This is a genomic window from Macrococcus brunensis (genome assembly GCF_004359615.1).
Taxonomy (GTDB): domain Bacteria; phylum Bacillota; class Bacilli; order Staphylococcales; family Staphylococcaceae; genus Macrococcus; species Macrococcus brunensis.
Genome location: NZ_SCWA01000004.1, coordinates 145,214 through 164,981, shown reverse-complemented (window position 1 = coordinate 164,981; position 19,768 = coordinate 145,214). Strand labels below are relative to the sequence as shown.

At 37.5% G+C, this 19,768-nt stretch carries 27 protein-coding genes; 4 read left to right on the top strand and 23 right to left on the bottom strand.

The genetic code is table 11. The features are described 5' to 3' along the window. The first annotated feature begins 104 nt into the window (after positions 1-104). Entirely contained in the window at positions 105-2,318 is a 2,214-nt protein-coding gene (locus ERX27_RS03580) for an Eco57I restriction-modification methylase domain-containing protein (protein WP_133431462.1), read from the top strand. Between the two features lie 97 nt (positions 2,319-2,415). On the opposite strand, the gene ERX27_RS03575 is transcribed toward ERX27_RS03580, so the two are convergent. From ERX27_RS03575 to ERX27_RS03550, 6 genes are all read right to left on the bottom strand, one after another. Continuing rightward, positions 2,416-2,628 (bottom strand): DUF7695 domain-containing protein, encoded by a 213-nt coding sequence (locus tag ERX27_RS03575; RefSeq protein WP_133431461.1) that lies wholly within the window; start codon positions 2,626-2,628, stop codon positions 2,416-2,418. Positions 2,629-2,654: 26 nt separating this feature from the next. Then, positions 2,655-3,020 (bottom strand): hypothetical protein, encoded by a 366-nt coding sequence (locus ERX27_RS03570; protein WP_133431460.1) that lies wholly within the window; start codon positions 3,018-3,020, stop codon positions 2,655-2,657. A gap of 22 nt (positions 3,021-3,042) precedes the next feature. After that, complete coding sequence (locus ERX27_RS03565) at positions 3,043-3,375, bottom strand: hypothetical protein (protein WP_133431459.1); 333 nt, start codon at positions 3,373-3,375, stop codon at positions 3,043-3,045. 11 nt (positions 3,376-3,386) lie between these two features. Then, positions 3,387-3,656 carry a FitA-like ribbon-helix-helix domain-containing protein gene (locus ERX27_RS03560; RefSeq protein ID WP_133431458.1) on the bottom strand — a complete coding sequence of 90 codons (270 nt, stop codon included), beginning with the start codon at positions 3,654-3,656 and terminating at the stop codon, positions 3,387-3,389. 413 nt (positions 3,657-4,069) lie between these two features. Further along, positions 4,070-5,050, bottom strand: a complete 981-nt coding sequence (locus ERX27_RS03555; protein WP_165983072.1) for a conserved phage C-terminal domain-containing protein — start codon at positions 5,048-5,050, stop codon at positions 4,070-4,072. A gap of 44 nt (positions 5,051-5,094) precedes the next feature. Then, positions 5,095-5,385, bottom strand: coding sequence for a helix-turn-helix domain-containing protein (locus ERX27_RS03550; protein WP_133431456.1), 291 nt, complete (start codon positions 5,383-5,385; stop codon positions 5,095-5,097). A 163-nt stretch (positions 5,386-5,548) separates the two neighbouring features. Here ERX27_RS03550 and ERX27_RS03545 point away from each other — a divergent pair, with 163 nt between their 5' ends. Genes ERX27_RS03545 through ERX27_RS03535 form a run of 3 tightly spaced genes read left to right on the top strand, consistent with a single transcriptional unit; the run spans position 5,549 to position 7,963 of the window. Beyond that, on the top strand, positions 5,549-6,397 hold the full coding sequence (locus tag ERX27_RS03545) for a helix-turn-helix domain-containing protein (protein ID WP_133431455.1): 849 nt from the start codon (positions 5,549-5,551) through the stop codon (positions 6,395-6,397). 42 nt (positions 6,398-6,439) lie between these two features. Then, positions 6,440-7,606 (top strand): tyrosine-type recombinase/integrase, encoded by a 1,167-nt coding sequence (locus ERX27_RS03540; RefSeq protein ID WP_133431454.1) that lies wholly within the window; start codon positions 6,440-6,442, stop codon positions 7,604-7,606. Between the two features lie 9 nt (positions 7,607-7,615). Then, complete coding sequence (locus tag ERX27_RS03535; RefSeq protein WP_133431453.1) at positions 7,616-7,963, top strand: cupin domain-containing protein; 348 nt, start codon at positions 7,616-7,618, stop codon at positions 7,961-7,963. 106 nt (positions 7,964-8,069) lie between these two features. Here the strand turns inward: ERX27_RS03535 and rpsI are convergent, their stop codons facing one another. From rpsI to ERX27_RS03450, 17 genes are all read right to left on the bottom strand, one after another. After that, a complete protein-coding gene (gene rpsI, locus ERX27_RS03530; protein WP_133431452.1) occupies positions 8,070-8,462 on the bottom strand; it encodes a 30S ribosomal protein S9 in 393 nt (130 codons plus the stop codon). A gap of 19 nt (positions 8,463-8,481) precedes the next feature. After that, complete coding sequence (gene rplM, locus ERX27_RS03525; protein ID WP_133431451.1) at positions 8,482-8,919, bottom strand: 50S ribosomal protein L13; 438 nt, start codon at positions 8,917-8,919, stop codon at positions 8,482-8,484. Positions 8,920-9,037: 118 nt separating this feature from the next. Beyond that, positions 9,038-9,859, bottom strand: coding sequence for a tRNA pseudouridine(38-40) synthase TruA (gene truA / locus ERX27_RS03520; protein WP_133431450.1), 822 nt, complete (start codon positions 9,857-9,859; stop codon positions 9,038-9,040). Positions 9,860-9,868: 9 nt separating this feature from the next. Further along, positions 9,869-10,666 (bottom strand): energy-coupling factor transporter transmembrane component T family protein, encoded by a 798-nt coding sequence (locus ERX27_RS03515; RefSeq protein WP_133431449.1) that lies wholly within the window; start codon positions 10,664-10,666, stop codon positions 9,869-9,871. Continuing rightward, positions 10,656-11,510 (bottom strand): energy-coupling factor transporter ATPase, encoded by an 855-nt coding sequence (locus tag ERX27_RS03510; RefSeq protein ID WP_133431448.1) that lies wholly within the window; start codon positions 11,508-11,510, stop codon positions 10,656-10,658. The genes ERX27_RS03515 and ERX27_RS03510 overlap by 11 nt, the downstream gene beginning before the upstream one ends. After that, the gene (locus tag ERX27_RS03505; protein WP_243715858.1) at positions 11,507-12,298 is read right to left on the bottom strand and encodes an energy-coupling factor transporter ATPase; all 792 of its coding nucleotides are present in this window, start codon (positions 12,296-12,298) and stop codon (positions 11,507-11,509) included. Before ERX27_RS03505 ends, ERX27_RS03510 begins: the two co-directional genes overlap by 4 nt. 75 nt (positions 12,299-12,373) lie before the next feature. Then, complete coding sequence (locus ERX27_RS03500) at positions 12,374-13,069, bottom strand: phosphatase PAP2 family protein (RefSeq protein WP_133431446.1); 696 nt, start codon at positions 13,067-13,069, stop codon at positions 12,374-12,376. Between the two features lie 32 nt (positions 13,070-13,101). Next, entirely contained in the window at positions 13,102-14,253 is a 1,152-nt protein-coding gene (locus ERX27_RS03495; RefSeq protein WP_133431445.1) for a COG4705 family protein, read from the bottom strand. Between the two features lie 71 nt (positions 14,254-14,324). Then, positions 14,325-15,455 (bottom strand): sensor histidine kinase, encoded by a 1,131-nt coding sequence (locus ERX27_RS03490; RefSeq protein ID WP_133431444.1) that lies wholly within the window; start codon positions 15,453-15,455, stop codon positions 14,325-14,327. Further along, on the bottom strand, positions 15,452-16,120 hold the full coding sequence (locus ERX27_RS03485) for a response regulator transcription factor (protein WP_165983071.1): 669 nt from the start codon (positions 16,118-16,120) through the stop codon (positions 15,452-15,454). The genes ERX27_RS03490 and ERX27_RS03485 overlap by 4 nt, the downstream gene beginning before the upstream one ends. Positions 16,121-16,358: 238 nt before the next feature. Further along, on the bottom strand, positions 16,359-16,727 hold the full coding sequence (gene rplQ, locus ERX27_RS03480; RefSeq protein WP_133431442.1) for a 50S ribosomal protein L17: 369 nt from the start codon (positions 16,725-16,727) through the stop codon (positions 16,359-16,361). An 18-nt stretch (positions 16,728-16,745) separates the two neighbouring features. Then, positions 16,746-17,690 carry a DNA-directed RNA polymerase subunit alpha gene (locus tag ERX27_RS03475; RefSeq protein WP_133431441.1) on the bottom strand — a complete coding sequence of 315 codons (945 nt, stop codon included), beginning with the start codon at positions 17,688-17,690 and terminating at the stop codon, positions 16,746-16,748. Between the two features lie 78 nt (positions 17,691-17,768). Further along, positions 17,769-18,158 (bottom strand): 30S ribosomal protein S11, encoded by a 390-nt coding sequence (gene rpsK / locus ERX27_RS03470; protein WP_133417857.1) that lies wholly within the window; start codon positions 18,156-18,158, stop codon positions 17,769-17,771. Positions 18,159-18,180: 22 nt separating this feature from the next. Further along, positions 18,181-18,546: a 30S ribosomal protein S13 gene (rpsM, locus tag ERX27_RS03465; RefSeq protein ID WP_133431440.1), complete on the bottom strand. Its 366-nt coding sequence runs from the start codon at positions 18,544-18,546 to the stop codon at positions 18,181-18,183. Between the two features lie 19 nt (positions 18,547-18,565). Continuing rightward, positions 18,566-18,679, bottom strand: coding sequence for a 50S ribosomal protein L36 (gene rpmJ / locus ERX27_RS03460; RefSeq protein ID WP_003720928.1), 114 nt, complete (start codon positions 18,677-18,679; stop codon positions 18,566-18,568). A gap of 32 nt (positions 18,680-18,711) precedes the next feature. After that, positions 18,712-18,930 carry a translation initiation factor IF-1 gene (gene infA / locus ERX27_RS03455; protein WP_133417855.1) on the bottom strand — a complete coding sequence of 73 codons (219 nt, stop codon included), beginning with the start codon at positions 18,928-18,930 and terminating at the stop codon, positions 18,712-18,714. Between the two features lie 187 nt (positions 18,931-19,117). Further along, positions 19,118-19,765, bottom strand: coding sequence for an adenylate kinase (locus ERX27_RS03450; RefSeq protein ID WP_133431439.1), 648 nt, complete (start codon positions 19,763-19,765; stop codon positions 19,118-19,120). Between the last annotated feature and the right edge of the window lie 3 nt (positions 19,766-19,768).

Genomic DNA, 19,768 nt, shown 5'->3' with positions numbered 1-19,768 from the left:
TTATTACGTAATTACATCAGTAAAAAAATGGATGATCGCTACCTCTGTTTAGGTGTTTTCAATTTTTAAATTTTCGTAGAAAATAAAAGTTCAGAAAATTCTGTATTTATTTATGCAACACTAGTGATAAAGATTACTTAAAAATAATTGATCCAGCTTGTGGAAGTGGTACTTTTCTCACAGAGGCAATTTTACAAATAAATGAAATTGCTAGCGGCACAAAAATTAATCAAGATGGAAAAGTGTATGGCTTTATTAAAGATAGAAAAACTGAAAAAAGAATTGAAGACAGTATTTTCGGTTTAGAATTAAATCCACTTAGTAAAAGTATCGCTGATATAAACTTATTCTTTTCAATGATTCAAGCATATGGTAATTACACAAATAGCGAAAACATTGATTTAATCAATATTTATCGTACAAATAGTTTAGAAATAAATAATAACTTTAAAATTGATAATGACATAGAAGAAAAATTAATGTTTGTAAAGGATGAGATAAGAAATTCTCGCATGTATAAATACAATTTATTAAAAGCAAAGAATCAGAAATACGATATTATTGTGGGAAATCCCCCTTATGGAAGTACAAAAGGAGATTCATATATACAAAATACTTTAATTCCTTTTGCACTTCCCGAACATAACTTTGATGCAGAAGGTAATAATACTGATTTTCATAAAGGTGCTAGTAAGGGTAAAGTTCCTAAACATGAAAAAAATATCGGAAAGCTCAATGATTTGTATGCGTACTTTTTTGGTTTATCAGATACTCTATGTAGAGACAATGGCATTATAGCTTATATTACATCGAATACATATTTAACAATACCTACTTATAAATGGTTACGTAAATACTTGTTACAGAATTATACAATCGACTATTTAATTAATTTTAATGAAGTTTCTGAAAAAACAAACTCAATGTTTTTTCCTGATGCTGGTATAGCTACAAATATTATTATTATGCGTAAAACTCCTCCTTCTAAAAATCATGTTATTAATGTACTAGACCTTAGTAAGAACACTGAAATCAAAGATAAATTTGAAGCATTTAGCGAGATCAATTGGGTAAAGACTAATAGTAAAGTCAATAAAAATCACATTAAGGATTTTAAAATCAAACCTTTAGAGAAAATAAACTTTAAACATATACCACAAAAAGATTTTTTGACTAATAAAAACTATACTTTTTCTTTAAAAGAACATACTGAAAAAATGATATTAGATAAAATAGCTTCTAAAGGTGAATTATTATCTACGAACTACAAACCTTCTATGGGGGTAGATGTAGGAGATTTAATATTTGTTCAAAAAAATGAAAAAAATTTAAAAACTATCTTTAATAAAGTTATTATTCATAAGGATTTTTCTTTAATAAAGAAAACTTTAAAATCTCATTTAATTTCACAATTCTCGAAAAATAATATTGATACAATTTTTGATAAAGATAAAGTAGTAAAATTTTTATATCAAAAAGATATGCAAGCTTATACTTATGATAAAGTTTATTACACTTACCTTGATAAAAATATATTATGGCGTGCTAGAATAGATGGAAAAGTTCCACTACATTCTAATCCAATATTTTCTAAGGAAAAGTTATTAATACTTGAACGTCGAGACAAAGAAAAAATTGTAACTAGTGTAACTGATGAATTACTAGTTCCTCAACATGGCGGAAGGTTTATGTATATTTCACCTTCGAAAGATATTAGCGTCGATGAACTTTACTTATTAAGTGGAATTATAAACTCAAATGTTACTCAATTCTATTATAGGTACCGATCTTTAGGTAATAAAGATATTATTATTCCAAAATTACGCATGATTGATTTATCATTAAAAAATGAAATAATTAGTTTAAGCAAGAAGGTTCATGAGTTAATGTATGAAAGAAATAGATATCTATATGTTGAAGATAATCTATATAGTAAAAATGGCGAGATAATTAAAGCTAATATTTTAAATACTACTAATTACTGGTCGGTCAAATTCGAAGATTCATTAGTAATTGATTATACTGTAGAAAATATTGAGAAAGAGTCTGACAAAATAATATTAAATGATGCAATAACTATATTTCCATCAAATGGGACTGATATAAGTAATCTTTACTCCTTAATTAAAGATTATAAAGGGCATTTAATTGACTCCCCTTTGATAGTTGATATTTATAAAATGAAGAATATATCGGCTAATTATATTGAAGATATTAGAAATCAAGTTAACACATATTTTGATAATATTAATATTCTTACTGCAGAAATATATAAATTATCATCTAAAGATTTAGAAATAGTGAATAATAGCAATTAACTTTTAAAGCTGCATTAATTAAATTATAGGATTATATAAAATAAATTGTCTCAATAGATTCTTTATGACTCTATTAGACAATTTATTTTAATTATTACTAATCACCTTCATATTCACTTAAACTAAAATCAATTACTTTTTCTTTCGGCTTACCGTTCGTTTTCTCTGGCCACAATCCGTATCTTTGATATTCTGTTCCTCCATCAAGAAAAATGGCACCACATTTACATGTCACGTAATCATAAGTGAATTTAGATTCTATAACATCATCACAGATTTTACATTGAACAATACTTCTAATGATTTTCATTTCAATCACCCCTAGTATATTTACTTTTAATTTCCTTCTATATACTCGTCCATTTCTCTTCCGTTGATTTCTCCTCTTGCCTTTTTCATCAACATATTTATATATTCATCACTTAATGCAAGACCATCTATTTCATTTAAAGCGATTGCTACTTCAGCATTTTTAATTCTTTTCTCAATATTTATCTCTTCTTCTTTCATTTCTCCAATCAATCTCTTATATCCTATTGTTAATTTCACCAATGTTCTAAAGGACAATTCTTGTTCATTCCATCCGTTTTTTCGAAAGTCATGTATTTTGTGACGACTTAATTCACTGAGATCTCCAACTTCAGTATCTGTATGTTCTGACTCTAATAATTTATTAATAGAACTTATATCATAATTAAGCATGATAATTTCTCCTTAAGTTTAATTATAACCCCTGCCTTTTTAGTCGCATACTTCTTTCAATATTCTCATCGACTATTTTTTTTGAATTATTATAGGCATCACTAAATCCTTTTGCTACACTGATTGATGGTATAGTATCTGTTTTGTCACATTGCCATGCAACCATTTCTAAAAGCATTTGAATATTTTTATCTATTTCTGAAATGACTAGCTCTTTTTGTTGAATATTTTCTTTTTGGTTTTTTATCAAGTATTCCAAAGTGTCACTCATGTTCGAGAAATTATTCATTATCTTTATTTCATGTAATATTTCATCGACTGTTGAATTTAAGTACCAAGTTCTTCTTATTCCCATATACTCATCTCCTATCTAATTAATTCATTTATTGCTTTGGTATAATTATTTATTGCTTCAGTTTGACGTTCTATTGATACAATTAATTGATTATTTGATAAAACAAATCTATTTATTTCATTTTTCATCGATTCTTCATAAGTCTTAATTTCATTATTTACTACAGCTCTGTCCAAAATAATATTAATCAGATCGTTAACACTAATTTTTTTTTGTTCTGCTTTTTCTTTTAACTTCTCATTTGTACTAGCATCTATATTCCTTATTGTTCTCCTTACCATTTCTTCTCCTCTCATTACGCAAGATTTATGCAAATATTACTAACATTTGTTTTTTATTAGGTAATCATTATGCAAGATGTAATATTTTCTTTAGAAAATTAATTACGTAAATTTTATGCATACGTAAAATATGCGTAAATATATATGTTATTTATACATAAGCATCCTAAAAATGTACGTAATATATGCATAAAAGTGCTATAATGCGGTGCGTACCATTTTTTTGCAACCTATGTCGGTACTGCCGACATTGCAACGTTTCGGCAATGCCGAAACCCGTCCCGAAGGGCGAGTTGCACCAGGTTTCCTTATGCTCATGTACTTAAAATTCAATAAAACAGTAATATTCTATTGATTTAATCACAAATTTCAAATCCATTAATTATTATGTTAATATTTTAGATAGAGTTATTTCACAACTCAGCACATAGACTATGAATTTCTGATTTTAGGCGATCGAATTCGTAGTCTTCTTTTAATTCAGTTTCTTTTTCTAAATCAGTTATTAAATTTAAAATTGTCGAACAAAGATTCTTTTTAGTTTCAATTATTATAAATTTGGGTGTTACTTCAATGCTATTTGCATTTTCTTGCTCTAAGTACTTTTTAAAATTTTCAAATTTAAAAAGAGTCTCTGGTCGAATATACATTTTAAATTTTGCATCATTTCTCCATTCATAGAATTTTTTTTCAACTACTTCTGCTAAATCTATTATGTTGTAATTATTAATAATTAAATCATTAATCATTTTAATATTTGCTTTGCTGTAATAATCAAATGATTTATCAGTTAATTTATTTATATAGCTAATAATTACGAATGTAACTGTAATTACATATGATTCCGTTGTTTCTTCTGTAGTTTTCTCTGTATTTGTTTTCTCTGAAAGAGTATCTTCTGTAATAGAAGAAATGCTGTTTTTAGAATCTCCTTTTTCTTTTTTCATAGATTTCTTCTTCTGATTTTCGCTAATCCTTTTGTCGTTATCAAATTCCCCTTTTTCTGAATTCAGAATATCGATTTTCATGTCTTTATTTTCTAATACCACTTCAACTTCTTTTATATAATTGTCATATAACAATCGATAATGCTTAACTGGATTACCATTAACTTTCATTACTTTTGTTTCTATTATTCTTCTTTCCTCTAATTCTTTAGTTATTTGTGAAATTTTATATTTTTTGATACCTGTCTCACTAAACCATTGCTCCTGGGTTTTATATATCCATCCTTCTTTATTCCTTCCTTTGTCAGCCCAAAAAGTCAGTTGTGATAAAAATACTGCACCTTGTATATCTTTCATAAAATCTAAATAAAATTTGTTTACTAATATATAATTATCATTTCCTGAAATTAAATTGATCCAACTTCTTAACATTTCAATCTTTTTCATTTTAATCATCACCTTTAGAGTTGAACATCCTTACTGCCGGCCAGTTATTTTATTTTTGATTCTAAAAAGACATCGATATCTTGTCTTCTAATCATTTGAATACCGCTTACATCAATAATTGGTAATCCTTCATCAATAAACTTTTTAAGAGTATTAAAGCTTACTCCAATGTACTCTGCTGCTTCTTTTTTATTTAAGTAAATTGTTTGAGAAACATTTGATTGAAACTCATTAAGTGAGTTTTTTGCAATGTTTAGAAACATCTCCTCAAAAGCCTTGATTGATTGATCATCTATCTTTAAAGGAATATATAATTCTTTTCCATTTATAATCACCTCCTTTCTAATTATCTTATAAGTAAATTAATAAATTCCTCATAAGTTAATATTATTGTATATGAAATAAATAAAATGTCAAATGATATTATCGTTTAGGTAATTTTATAATTTACCTATACAATATGTTATAGTATTATGAATCTTGAAAGGAGGTTAATCATTGATAAAAGTAAAGTTAAAGGAAATATTAAAAGAAAGAAATATGACTTTAAATGAATTGAGTCAAATTACCGGCATTAGTGCTAAAACGCTCAGCTTATTCCAAAATAAAAAAACAGAAAGTGTTCATTACAAGACTTTAGAAAAAATTGCTATTGCTTTAAATATTGAAATTGGCGATATCATTGTAAATAAAGAAAAATCCTTTTTATTAAACCTAAAAACAGAAAACATTAAAGACTATGAATACAAAGCTACTCTTAAAATTCAATGTGTTGAAGAATTTCAAAATGAATATGAATATGAAACAAAAGATAAAGAGTATTTTGAAACTGATCTTTATTTTGATTTAGATATTTATAAAAGAAAGAACTACTTAAGGATTTTTATTAATATCAAATCACTAGATTATTCAACCATTCCTTATGAATTTAATATAGAAAAGTTCTACAAACTAAAAGGAATACACGAACAAAACTTAGATACTTCTTTAGAAGAAAACTTCTTAACAGTTGTTTCATATCTTATTGCACAGAACATCCTAATAAAATTACCACAGGAATCAACAAATACTTTATTCGTAGATAAAAAGGAACTATTTGATAGTATCAAGAAAAATTTTGAGCTTAATAGTGATGAAATAAATGTTGGCTATCCTGAATTCGAAGAGTTAGATACTATTAAACTTAAACCAAGAATTGAATTTAGTTACACAAATCATGATGACTTACCGTTGAATAAGTATTTTGAATTAATACCTGATTTTGATTTATTAATTCAAAAAAATATCATTTCAACATTATTTTATTATGAAAAAACAAATGAAATTACCACAGTTATCAGCCTGTAATTAATCCCCTTACTGCCGGCCAGCAAATAGGGAAGGATTAAAATGACAAATATTAAAAAAGTAACATTAAAAAATGGAGATATCCGTTATCAGTTCAATGTTTATTTAGGTTTAGACAGCGTAACTGGTAAGAAGAAAAGAACGAGTAGAAGTTATGAAACGTTGAGAGAAGCTCAAATAGAATTACGAAAGTTGCAATTAATGGGCTTAGAAAAAGCTACTCAGTCAATAAATAAATATACTTATAAGGACATTTATTTATTGTGGTTAGAAAACCATAGGAATGAAATAAGAGGTACTACACTAGCAAGTAAAGAAAGTAAGTTTAATAAACGTATTCTGCCCAAGTTTGGGAGAATGCCTATCAAAGAGATTTCTCGTGTTTATTGTCAAACTGTAGTCAATGAATGGGCGAATGAAATGAAAGCTTTTAATGACTATGTTATACAAGCAAGACTTGTTTTCAACTATGCTATGAAACTAAAATTAATCGAAAGTAACCCAATGGAATATATAACTTTGCCTAGTCGTAACGAGGATAAAATATTCATTGAAAAGGAAAGAAATTTTCTTAACAAAGACGAACTTAAGTTATTTATGCAGTATCTGGATCAGGAAAATAAATTACAAGCTACTTGTCTATTTCGCCTACTCGCTTTTACAGGCATGCGTAAAGGTGAAGTATTAGCTTTACACTGGTCTGATATTAATTTCACAACAAAAGATTTATATGTTCAAAAGACGCTAGCCAAAGTTAATAATAAGCATATTCTCCAACCTCCAAAAACAAGAGAATCTTATAGATGGTTGGATATTGATGATATAACGATTCAATTATTAAAGAAGTGGAAACTAGAGCAAATTGATCAATACAGAGAATATGGTTTTGACGTGTCTGAGGATAAAAATCAGCCAATTTTCGCAACTTATCATACTAGACTTAATCAAATGAAGTACATGCGTGTATCAACGCCTAACGACAAATTAGAAGCTTTCTTTAATAGGCATAAGGATTTACATCGGATACACGTACATGGCTTCAGACATACCCATGCTTCCCTTCTATTTGAAGCTGGAGCAACATTAAAAGAAGTACAATCTAGATTAGGTCATAGCGATATAAAGACCACTATGGACATCTATACGCATATCACACAGACATCTAGAGAAAAGTTAGCTGATAAGTTTCAAAAGCATATTAACTTCTAGGAGGCTATTATGAAGATATTTGATTTAGATAAGACAAATGCCATAAAAGTTGATAACTATAACTCACTTGGATTTTATATCAATAGAATAACAAGTATTGATTCTAAAGTAATGATTAACTTTGCCCATTTAGAACCTAATGGAATTATAGGAAGTCACAAAGCTTCCGTTAATCAAATGTTAATCGTTGTAAGTGGTGCTGGATGGGTTAAATCAGATAATAATCCTTTTATCCCAATCACTAAAAATCAAGTAATTTTCTTCAATGCGGGGGAACTCCATGAAACAAAAAGTGATAATGGCATGACTGCTCTGATTATTGAAAGCCCAGATTTAAAAGACGATTTTCTTGTTTAATATGCTCAAGGGGTAGTTAAGGGGTAACATCCATGTCGAAACCATATAAAAAAGCACTTCCTGGAAAATTCCAAGAAGTGCTTTGAACGTTGATATAACAACGATATTAACGTTTTGAGAACTGTGGTGAACGACGAGCGCCTTTAAGACCTGGTTTTTTACGTTCTTTCATACGTGGGTCACGTGTTAACATGCCCGCGCGTTTTAATGAACCACGGTATTCTGGATCTGCTTCGATTAATGCACGTGCGATTCCGTGACGGATTGCTTGTGCTTGTCCAGTGAAACCACCACCACGTACATTTACTAATACGTCGTAGTTACCTTTAGTTTCAGTGATATCGAATGGTTGGTTTAAGTCTAAGATTAATGATTCAAATGGTAAGTAGTCACGTACGTCACGTTTGTTGATTGTGATGTTACCTTCGCCTGGTACTAAACGTACACGTGCTACTGAATGTTTACGACGGCCTGTGCCTTGGTATTCAACTTGTGCCAATGTATTGTCCTCCTCTTAATTAACCACGTAACTCGTAGTTTACAGGTTGTTGTGCTTGGTTTTTGTGTTCTGGTCCAGCGTATACGTGTAATTTTTTGCCCATTTTATCGCCTAATGAACCTTTAGGTAACATACCTTTGATTGATGTTTCAAGTAAGCGTACTGGGTTTTTCTCACGTAATTCACCAGCAGAGATCTGTTTTAAACCACCTGGGTGTAATGAGTGACGGTAGTAAATTTTGTCTTGTGCTTTGTTACCTGTGAAGTGAATTTTCTCAGCGTTGATGATGATCACGTGATCGCCACAGTCAACGTGTGGTGTGAATGTTGGTTTGTTTTTACCGCGTAAGATAGATGCTACTTCTGAAGAAAGACGACCTAATGTTTGTCCTTCTGCATCAACAACGTACCATTTGCGTTCGATGTTTGATTCGTTTGCCATGAATGTTTGACGCATGTGTTTTTCCTCCTAAAATAAAAAAAGTTCCCTCATGATTTCTGTCTATATATCTGTAACACAATAAGTTTCCGGGGCTTATTGTAGTGGTTGATATTAAACAATACCGTTGTCTATCTTATAACATTCCGGGGTCTGTTGTCAATGACTTCGGTGTATTTTTAGTAATTATTTTCGTACCTGCCGGGATGTCCTTTTCGAGTGCTTCTGTCGTCAGGTAGATCTTCTCAAGATACAGTCCTTCTGCCGGTGCTGTCTTGCCCGCTTCCTTACGGTCACGTGCAGCAAGCAGGGCTTCTGTATCGTCCTCGCGTCTGCCCTGGCCGATGTCGATCAGGTGCTGCACCATGATTCTGACCATGTTGTAGAGAAAGCCTGAACCGATGACACGGAAGTCGTAGCCGTCAGGTGTCTTCGTGACAGTGAAGCTGTAGATGGTGCGTTCTTTGTTCTCGATCTCTGTCTTCGCAGAACAGAAGGAGGTGAAGTCGTGTGTGCCGAGAAAGGTCCTGGCAGCTTCGTTCATCTTATCAAGATCCAGGTCATAGGGATACCATGTCTCGAGTCCTGTCTTCATGACGTCTCTATAAGGCGTCTGATAGATTTTATAGCGGTAGGCTTTACCGATGCAGTCATAGCGGCTGTGGAACGTCTCCGGGATCTCCCTGACATCTGTGATATAGATATCGTCCGGCAGGCTTGAGTTAAAGGCATGCTGCCACTTGGACGGTGTTAAGTTCAGATGTGTATCAAAATGGACATACTGACACAGAGCATGCACGCCCTTGTCCGTGCGTGATGACGGGTGAATACGCACGAAGTCTCTATGCATGCGCTTCAGTATGCGCTCCAGTTCATATTGTACGGTGCGGCCTTCATTCTGGATCTGAAAGCCCTGAAAGTTCGCACCGTTATAAGTGAGTTGTAATAAAATTCGCATCGTTCACCTCTAGTTCCTGAAATACAGGATGAGTAATGTAATCGGTATAAGGGTCAGTAATGTCAGTGTGTCGGCCAGGCGCCAGTCCAGTCTGCGGTACTTCGTCCGGTTGACATCGCCTCTATAGCCACGCACTTCCATGGCGACAGCCAGGTCTTCTGCCCGTTTGAATGCTGAGACAAAGAGCGGCACAAGAAGTGGCACGATCGCTTTCAGCCGCTTCACCGGGTTCCCTGCTGTCATATCAGAGCCGCGCGAAACTTGTGCCCGCATGATTTTCTGCGTCTCGTCCATCAAGGTTGGTATGAATCTCAGGGCGATCGACATCATGAGCGCGAGTTCATGGACCGGCACTTTCATTTTCTTCAGCGGTCTGAAGAGCGTTTCAATGGCATCTGTCAGTGAGATCGGACTCGTTGACAGCGTCATAATCGTCGTCAGGATAATAATCAGCAGGAAGCGTAAGGTGATAAATATCCCCTGCTCCACGCCGTTACGGTCCACAGTCAGAAAGCCTAATCTGAATAACGTGCCGCCACCCTTCGTCCAGAGAATGTGCATGAAGAACGTGAAGACGAGTAGCAGCAGAATCGGCTTCAGGCCACCGATCAGGAAGGACAGCTTGAGGCGAGAGGCAGAGAGTGCCATCAGGATGACAGCAATCAGCAGCAGATACGTCAGGATGTTATTCGCCAGGAAGATGACAATCGTCATCAGAAAGACGAAGATCAGCTTCATCCGCGGGTCCAGGTGATGGACGAAGGAATCGAGGGGGACGTAGCGTCCCAGCACCATCTTATCGAGCATACTGATTCCTCCAGTCCTTATACATACGAGCGAATTCTTCTGCTGTCAGCGCAAGCGCCGGAAACTGAATACCGTGTTTCTTTTCCACCGCGTACTGCAGCTGCACGACTTTTGGCGGCAGCAGGTCGTAAGGCGTCAGATCCTGTCTGAAGACGTCATGCGGTGTCCCTTCAAGCACAACCGTGCCCTGATGCAGCACCTTGATATTATCCGCACGCGCGGCCTGGTCCATCTGATGGGTCACGAGGATAATCGTCATGCCTGTCTCCTGATGGATCCGGTCAAATAAAGCCATAATCTCCTGCTGGCCTTTAGGATCCAGTCCCGCTGTCGGCTCGTCTAAGACCAGTATCTCAGGCGCCATCGCGAGAACGCCTGCGATCGCCACACGCCGCATCTGGCCGCCTGACAGATCAAACGGAGAGCGACTGAGCAGTGACAGGTCCAGGTCAAGGCGTTCCATCAGGTCATAAGCTCTCTCTTTCGCCTCTTTTTCAGGTACACCGTAGTTAAGTGGACCGAAGATAATGTCCTTCATTACCGTCTCCTCAAAGAGCTGCTGCTCCGCAAACTGAAAGACGACGCCCACACGACGTCTAAGGGGCGCCATATATTTGTTCTTTGTCTTCGAGGTGATCAGTAAGTCATCAAACTGAATCGTCCCCTCAGTCGGCTTCAGTAGTCCGTTCAGATGCTGGATCAATGTGGATTTCCCTGATCCCGTATGGCCGATAACTGCATAGTACTTACCGAGTTCAAAATCAGTTGTAATATCATATAACGCACGCACTTCAAACGGCGTACTTTTTGAATAAGCATAGCCTGCACGCTCAAAATTGATCATAAGTTGTTCAGCAGCTCCTCATCCAGTACAAATTTAGACTCGCCCGTTATCAGCTGATACATACGCATTGAGAAAGGTAACGGCAGACCGATCGCTTCAAGTTCGTTCCCGCGTTCAAATAACGTCTCAGGCGTCCCCTGCATCACGAGTCTGCCCTGATGCATGACGAGTAGCCGGTCCGCCTCTATCGTCTCCTCCAGATCATGCGTGATCGCGAGAACCGTCAGATTCAAATCGCGCTGCAGCTGACGGATGACGTCCAGCACCCCAAGACGTCCTTCCGGGTCCAGCATCGCGGTCGCCTCGTCTAATATAATGATGTCAGGCCTGAGCGCAATAACGCCTGCAATCGCCACGCGCTGCTTCTGACCGCCTGACAGGTGATGCGGCTCATGGGTCTTCATATGAGACATAGAGACCGCCTCCAGCACTTCTTCCACCCGTCTGTGCATCTCGTCGTAGTCCACCCCGTAGTTCTCGAGTCCGAAGGCGATGTCATCCTCGACTGTCGCACCGACAAACTGATTATCCGGGTTCTGGAAGACCATACCGACCTTACCATGGATATCATAGCTGTTCTCTTCAGTTACAGCCATACCGTCCACTGTGATACTGCCTTGCTGCAGCGGCATAATCGCGCCGAGCAGTTTGACGAGCGTCGACTTACCCGAACCATTATGTCCGACGATAGACACCCACTCACCACGTTCAACAGAGAAAGAGACATCTGTCAGTGCAGCAGTCTCCTGCTCTTCATATTGATAATTCACATTCCTCACGTCCAGCATGCTTTCTCCCCCATTCATGTATCACTAGTATAGCAAATTCAATACACAAAAAAAGAGAAACATCCTGCTCGTACCTTACTGCATCCAGATCAGAGTCCGGTTATTTTTCAGGAAACGTGAGACAAGTCGGTCGAGTCTATTGAATAACAGCAGATTAAACATCACCCAGAACAGTCCGAATGCCATTCCACCCAGCACATCGGTAAAGAAATGGGCATGGAAATACATGCGACTGAACATGACGCTCTCCCATATCACTGCTGATAGCGTATAGACAATACAGCGTACATAGCGATTTTTCAGCTTAGGTGTCAGGGTGATAATCACTATCATAAAGAGCACACTACTGGATAGTGTATGGCCGCTTGGGAATGAGAATCCTCCGTCTGCAAGCAAGTGGTCATAAGGCCGTGCTCGGTGGAAGAGACGTTTTAACATCAGACCAATTAAGCCACCTGATGCCACAACATACATCACCCAGAGAGCTAGCGAGTAATATTTTTTGACTGCCAGGTATGCAGCGAGTATCAGAATGGCAATAACAACAGTCGGCACATCAAAATATTTGGCAAATATCGTGAAGTACGATTCATAGAACCCTGTGAACGTCATCTGCGGCTCCCCGTAGTTTGTCATCCACCAATTGAATGTCAGTAAATCGACTAAATGCAGTGCTTTCACTTTAAATGTCAGACCGAGAGCTACCAGTAAAAATGTGATAAGGCCGATAATCGCCGAGAACGTAACGGCGCGTTTTGATATTGAATACATGATGATTCCTCCTGTTAGTTATGAAAAGTCAGCTAGTTGATCGACTGCATCACCTGTTCAGATTGTGTGACTGCCTGCTGGACTTTTGTCTGGTCTCCGGACTGTCTGACAGCTGATAACACACCGTCTATCGTTGTATCGACTGATGTCCATTTCTTCGCACCAATGGCCCGAAGTGCAGGTTCCTGCTGATCCCAGTCATGTTCCAGCTGGTCAGCACCCTGTTTCATCACAAGCTTATCTTTTGCGTTTTTAATCTTCTCTTCTGTCTTGATAAATGCAGTCAGCTGTCCTTTTAGTGTCGTTGTATGCGGCGCAATGGTCTGCATGCGGAGCTGGTAAGTCCCGATTCCTACGATCAGGAAGATCGCGAGGAGTGCCACTGTCTGCCATTTTGCACCTTTGTTACTTGAAACTTCCGTCATTGCGACATTTTCATCTGTATGGTCGACCTTTGTTTTAGCGAGATAGATGATGATACCTAATATAAGGACCAGGAAGATGATGCTTGTAACAGTTGTACCCAGGCCAAGTCCACCGTTCTTTGCAGGCTGTGACAACAGATCGCCGAGTGAGGCACCGAGCGGACGCGTTAAGATATAAGCCGCCCAGAAAGCAAGGATGCCGTTCAGTTTCAGGTAACGATAAGCCATATAGATCAGTGCGATGATGGCTGCTACACCAATACCTGTATAGAGGTAGCCAAAACCAAGCTGCTCTGAATAGAGGTCACCGACTGCTGTACCGAGTGCGAAAGTAAAAAGAATGGTCAGCCAGTAGAAAACCTCACGGCGCACTGTATAGATAGAGTGAATAGACAGTGTTCGTTCACTTATATACCACATGCCGAACGTCAGTGCTAAGAGTACTGAGAAGATAGCAGTCGACACTTCGAGCGGTACACCCATGTTGTCTGTCATATTATCAGTGACCAGCGTACCAAAGACGCTTAAGAGCACCACTGTCAGCCAGTAAGTAAAAGGTCTGTAGCCATGGGCACGGAACTGGAAGAATAGCGACACGGCAAGTGCGACACCCATTAAGATTGTAGTAGCTGTTAATCCAATACCCAGATTGAAGTTGATGAAATCAGCGAATGTCTCACCTACTGTTGTACATAAAATTTTAATTAACCAGAAAAAGACGGTAATCTGCGGAACTTTGTTCAATAACTGTCGGTTCATTTGAATCACTCCTTTAAGTTGATAGGTTCACTATAAAGGAGAAAACTGAAATGAAACTGAAAAAGACCGCCTTATTCCGGAAATTCCAGTATAAAACTGGTTTTTTTATTCAGTTCTGATATCACTTTGATTTCGCCCTGCAGCTGAGTGACCTGTTCCTTCAGCAGTGCAAGACCGATGCCACTGCCCTCAGCTTGTGTATCACCGCGTGCATAGCGGTCAAATATATGATCGATATGCTGAGGCGAGATGCCGCGTCCATTATCACTCACTTCAATCTGCAGCAGATGATGATGCTGACGCGCCGCTACCGTTACAATGACATCATCATTATGTTTAATCGCATTATCCAGCAGAATCGTCAGCATCTGCTTAAGCTGATCAGCTGACAGTTTCGTCACGATATCGTCTTTATACTGACGGATAATGACCCCATCATTCAGTGTAAGCTGCTGCTCAATGACTTCATCCAGCACAGGCGCAAGTTTAATCTGTTCTTTATTTTCATAGTCACTTTCCAGGTTAAGGGACTGATGAATAATACGCTGCATATATTTAATTTCACGTTTGATTTTCTTGAGCGACTCCAGACTTTTCGGCGACAACTTAGATTGATCAAGCGCAATGATATAGTCTGTCCCGAGCGAGATGGCGGCAATCGGTGTCTTCAGTTCATGAGATGCATTCTGAATGAACTCTTTATGCTGCTGCAGCATCTTTTCGTAAGTCTTAATGGGTTTGATTGCGATATAGTAGGCTGCACCCAATATCAGCACGGCCGTCATCACTAATAAAATGAGTAAGAGTCTGAAGAGAAGCAGCTTTGTTTCCTCGTAATCAGTAATATCATTCAGAATATATAGCCCTTCCTCTCCTTCAACATGGTAACGATCCTTACCGTTTTTAATGACAAACCCGGGCTGCTGATCAAGCACTTGCTGTTTAAGTAAAGAAGCAGACAGCGGTGTATGGTTCGTGATGATCTGTCCCTTCTCCACTTCCATATAGTACTGTTCCTGGCCGATGGGTCTACCTGTTGCAAGGATTGACCTTACTTCTTTTAGTTCAGCCATTGATGATTCCTGAATTTCCTTATTCACTTGCCACGAAAATATAGTGATGATGCCGACATATAAAATACCGATTAATAGTGACAGGAGGAGAACATATCTGAGAAAAACCTTTTTAAAGTCATAATTCATCGCATATCTTCCAGCTTATAACCGATATTTCTGATACTCTTAATTTCAAGCCCTGCTTCATATTGCTTCAGCTTTTTCTTCAGGAGACGCACAAGCGCGTCTATATTATTGTCACCGACTATCTGCTCAGTTGACCATACGGTGCCAAGAATCATCTCCCGCGTCACGATATGGTTCAGAAATAAGAGCTCTAACAGCGTATATTCCTTATGGGTCAGATTAATTTCAGTTCCATGGATGCTGAATGAATGGCGGTTAAAATTAAAGGTCACACTGCCTTTTACCTTCTCGTTATGATCAATTAGCTGATAACGTTTGATAACAGCAAGCATACGGGCTTCCAGCTCCTCCATCTCGAAGGGCTTCGTCAAGTAATCATCGGCACCCGTCAGGAGTCCTTCAACCTTATCTGAAGTCTCTGACTTGGCGGTCAACATAATAATCGGTACCTGAATCCGTGCATCTCGCAGCTGTCTGATGATCTCAATGCCTGAAACGGAGGGCAGCATCCAATCTACTAGTACAATATCATAACGACTGTTATCAAAATAGTAGACGACATCTATGCCATCTTTTAGCCATTCAACCGTATAGTTCTTCAGGGTCAGTATGTCTGTCAGAAAGCCCCCTAAAGTCGCGTTGTCCTCAATCAGCAGAACCTTCATACTGCACCTCTCCTTTTTAGACCTATTATACATCGGTGAAACAAAAAAACCTTTTAGCATCTGCTAAAAGGATTAAGAATGAAAAAAGCGCGCACTCTGCCACAGGAGTTCACGCATATAGTTGTTCAATTGTGGCAGAATACTCTGAGCTAGACAATATCTATGTGTGGTAAACATTATCGTTGCACTCATTTGCTTATAGTGTGTGTGTAAGATAAGTGATCCCTATAAACTTGAATTATACTAATTCAATGATAACCATTTCTGAACCGTCTCCGCGACGTGGTCCAACTTTCATGATACGAGTGTAGCCACCTTGACGTTCGTTGTAACGTGGTGCTACTTCATTGAATAATTTTTGTACTGCGAATTGAGTAGTGTCATCTTCGTTAGTGATTTCAACACGACGTAAGACTTCAGCTGCCTGACGACGAGCATGTAAGTCACCGCGTTTACCTAAAGTGATTAATTTTTCAACAATTCTACGTAATTCTTTCGCACGAGCTTCAGTTGTTTCGATACGTTCGTTCACGATTAAAGATGTAGCTAAATCGCGTAACATCGCTTTACGTTGATCTGAAGTGCGGCCTAATTTTCTGTAACCCATGAATCGTACCTCCTTTTACTAGTCTTCTTTTCTTAATCCAAGACCTAAGTCTTCGAGTTTAAACTTAACTTCTTCAAGTGACTTGCGGCCTAAGTTACGAACTTTCATCATGTCCGCCTCAGATTTATCTGCAAGTTCCTGTACAGAGTTAATTCCTGCACGTTTTAAGCAGTTGTAAGAACGTACTGATAAGTCTAATTCTTCGATAGACATTTCAAGTACTTTTTCTTTGTGATCTTCTTCTTTTTCAATCATGATTTCAGCGTTCTGTGCTTCATCTGTTAAGTTAACGAAGATGTTTAAGTGTTCAGTCATGATTTTCGCACCAAGCGATACAGCTTCCTGTGGTGTTAATGATCCGTCTGTCCAGACATCTAAAGTTAATTTATCAAAGTTCGTACTTTGACCTACACGTGTATTTTCAACTGTGTAGTTCACACGCTCCACTGGTGTATAAAGTGAGTCCACTGGAATCACACCAATTGGTAAATCACTCGTATTGTTATCTTCAGCTAAAGCATAGCCACGACCTGCATTAGCGATTAAACGCATTTTCAGGTGTCCACCTTTAGATACTGTTGCGATTTTTAAATCTGGGTTTAAAATCTCAACATCGCTGTCATGCATGATATCTTTGGCAGTGACGATACCTTCATCTTTCACATCAATTTCAAGCACTTTATCTTCATCAGAGTAGATTTTAAGCGCAATACCTTTGATGTTCATGATCATAGTTGTCACGTCTTCTACCACGTTCTCTACAGTAGAGAATTCGTGCAGAACGCCTTCGATTTCGATGTTTTTAACAGCCGCACCAGGTAATGAAGAGAGTAGGATACGACGTAAGGAGTTACCTAAAGTTGTCCCATAACCACGTTCCAACGGTTCAACAACGAATTTACCGAATTTAGAATCTTCACTGATTTCAACTGTCTCAATTCTAGGCTTTTCGATTTCAATCATTTATTTATCCTCCTTCAACAACGTCGAATAATTTTTAGTGCTACTGCTATTGTAAATGAACGGAAGTACTAAATAAAATTATACGCGACGACGTTTTGGTGGACGACAACCGTTGTGAGGAACAGGTGTAACGTCTTTGATCGCTGTGATTTCAAGACCTGCTGATTGTAAAGCACGGATAGCTGCTTCACGACCTGCACCTGGACCTTTAACTGTTACTTCAACTGTTTTTAAGCCATGTTCCATCGCTGCTTTAGAAGCAGTTTCTGAAGCCATTTGCGCTGCGAATGGAGTAGATTTACGAGAACCTCTGAAACCTAACGCACCAGCTGATGACCAAGATAAAGCGTTACCGAATTCATCAGTAATTGTGACGATTGTATTATTGAATGTTGAACGGATGTGAGCTACACCATTTTCAATATTCTTTTTAACTCTACGTTTACGAGATACTTGTTTACGAGCCATTTATGTTTCACTCCTTTACTTATTATTTCTTTTTGTTAGCGACCGTTTTAACGGGACCTTTACGAGTACGTGCATTGTTTTTTGTGTTTTGACCACGAACTGGTAAACCACGACGGTGACGAATACCTCTGTAAGAAGAAATCTCCATCAGACGTTTGATGTTTAAGTTTGTTTCACGACGAAGGTCACCTTCTACTTTGTAACCGTCAACCGTTTCACGGATTTTGTTTAATTCATCTTCTGTTAAGTCGCGCACACGAGTATCTTCAGAAATACCTGCTTCTGAAAGGATCTTTTGTGCGGAAGTTTTACCGATACCATAAATGTAAGTTAACGCGATAACAACGCGTTTCTCACGAGGGATATCTACACCTGCGATACGTGCCATTTATAGTGCACCTCCATTTTTATCCTTGTTTTTGTTTGTGTTTTGGGTTCTCACAAATTACCATTACTTTACCTTTACGACGAATAACTTTACATTTTTCGCACATAGGTTTAACTGATGGTCTTACTTTCATGTTTATAACCTCCTATTTATGATGGAGTTCGTTTATTTGAAACGATACGTGATGCGTCCACGCGTTAAGTCGTATGGACTCATTTCCACTGTTACTTTGTCACCTGGCAGAATACGGATATAGTTCATACGGATTTTACCACTAACGTGTGCTAAGATCTCATGACCATTTTCCAGTTCTACTTTGAACATTGCATTCGGTAAAGTATCAAGTACTGTACCTTCTAGTTCAATAACATCTTGCTTAGCCATTATCATTTGCCCCCTTTTTTTAAGTTTCAAGAAAGTCGAGATACATTGTCAACTCATCTATTATAAATGATTTGGTGCAATAAATCTACGAGCTTGTTTGGACTTTAGGTGAGGATAACGTCATATCACAAAGATCGATTTGGAACATAAAAAGTATCTTCACCCGGAGGCGAAACGGTAATGTGAATTAAAGGTTAGTTAAAATACCTTCAACGTCAGCTGTCACGTCTTGAATCTCTCTAGAACCGTCGATATTCTTCAGAATGCCCTGCTCGCTGTAAAAGTCGAGTAAAGGTTTAGTCTGTTTAATATTAACGCTTAAGCGATTAGCAACAGTTTCAGGATTGTCATCCTCACGTTGATATAATTTACCACCATCAAGGTCACAAATACCTTCTACTTTAGGCGGATTGAATACGAGATGATAAGTTGTTCCACAAGTCTCACAGATACGACGACCCGTTAAACGGTTCATCAGTTCTTCTTCCTGAACTTCAATGTTGATAACAGCTTCGATCTTACGACCTGACTCTTCAAGCATTGTATTCAGTGCCGCGGCCTGTTCAACTGTACGTGGGAAACCATCAAGTAAGAATCCTTTTTTAGCATCTTCTTCTGCTAAACGTTCTTTCACTATACCAATAGTCACTTCATCTGGAACAAGTTCGCCTTTATCCATGAATGACTTCGCTTCGTTACCGAGCGGAGTGCCATTCTTGATAGCAGCGCGGAACATGTCACCAGTTGAAATATGTGGGATAGGGTATTTCTTAATAATCTCACTCGCTTGAGTTCCTTTACCTGCACCAGGTAAACCCATTAAAATGATGTTCATTAA

Coding starts and splice junctions, on each gene's coding strand:
- rpsM (WP_133431440.1), bottom strand. CDS start 18,546: ATGGCACGTATCGCAGGTGTAGATATCCCTCGTGAGAAACGCGTTGTT.
- rpsK (WP_133417857.1), bottom strand. CDS start 18,158: ATGGCTCGTAAACAAGTATCTCGTAAACGTAGAGTTAAAAAGAATATT.
- ERX27_RS03510 (WP_133431448.1), bottom strand. CDS start 11,510: ATGATCAATTTTGAGCGTGCAGGCTATGCTTATTCAAAAAGTACGCCG.
- rplM (WP_133431451.1), bottom strand. CDS start 8,919: ATGCGTCAAACATTCATGGCAAACGAATCAAACATCGAACGCAAATGG.
- ERX27_RS03535 (WP_133431453.1), top strand. CDS start 7,616: ATGAAGATATTTGATTTAGATAAGACAAATGCCATAAAAGTTGATAAC.
- ERX27_RS03495 (WP_133431445.1), bottom strand. CDS start 14,253: ATGAACCGACAGTTATTGAACAAAGTTCCGCAGATTACCGTCTTTTTC.
- ERX27_RS03515 (WP_133431449.1), bottom strand. CDS start 10,666: ATGCTCGATAAGATGGTGCTGGGACGCTACGTCCCCCTCGATTCCTTC.
- ERX27_RS03490 (WP_133431444.1), bottom strand. CDS start 15,455: ATGAATTATGACTTTAAAAAGGTTTTTCTCAGATATGTTCTCCTCCTG.
- ERX27_RS03540 (WP_133431454.1), top strand. CDS start 6,440: ATGACAAATATTAAAAAAGTAACATTAAAAAATGGAGATATCCGTTAT.
- ERX27_RS03500 (WP_133431446.1), bottom strand. CDS start 13,069: ATGTATTCAATATCAAAACGCGCCGTTACGTTCTCGGCGATTATCGGC.
- ERX27_RS03555 (WP_165983072.1), bottom strand. CDS start 5,050: ATGAAAAAGATTGAAATGTTAAGAAGTTGGATCAATTTAATTTCAGGA.
- ERX27_RS03450 (WP_133431439.1), bottom strand. CDS start 19,765: ATGAACATCATTTTAATGGGTTTACCTGGTGCAGGTAAAGGAACTCAA.
- ERX27_RS03485 (WP_165983071.1), bottom strand. CDS start 16,120: ATGAAGGTTCTGCTGATTGAGGACAACGCGACTTTAGGGGGCTTTCTG.
- rpmJ (WP_003720928.1), bottom strand. CDS start 18,679: ATGAAAGTAAGACCATCAGTTAAACCTATGTGCGAAAAATGTAAAGTT.
- rplQ (WP_133431442.1), bottom strand. CDS start 16,727: ATGGGTTACAGAAAATTAGGCCGCACTTCAGATCAACGTAAAGCGATG.
- ERX27_RS03560 (WP_133431458.1), bottom strand. CDS start 3,656: ATGGTAAGGAGAACAATAAGGAATATAGATGCTAGTACAAATGAGAAG.
- ERX27_RS03505 (WP_243715858.1), bottom strand. CDS start 12,298: ATGCTGGACGTGAGGAATGTGAATTATCAATATGAAGAGCAGGAGACT.
- ERX27_RS03565 (WP_133431459.1), bottom strand. CDS start 3,375: ATGGGAATAAGAAGAACTTGGTACTTAAATTCAACAGTCGATGAAATA.
- infA (WP_133417855.1), bottom strand. CDS start 18,930: ATGGCTAAGCAAGATGTTATTGAACTAGAAGGTACAGTACTTGATACT.
- ERX27_RS03570 (WP_133431460.1), bottom strand. CDS start 3,020: ATGCTTAATTATGATATAAGTTCTATTAATAAATTATTAGAGTCAGAA.
- truA (WP_133431450.1), bottom strand. CDS start 9,859: ATGCGAATTTTATTACAACTCACTTATAACGGTGCGAACTTTCAGGGC.
- ERX27_RS03575 (WP_133431461.1), bottom strand. CDS start 2,628: ATGAAAATCATTAGAAGTATTGTTCAATGTAAAATCTGTGATGATGTT.
- ERX27_RS03475 (WP_133431441.1), bottom strand. CDS start 17,690: ATGATTGAAATCGAAAAGCCTAGAATTGAGACAGTTGAAATCAGTGAA.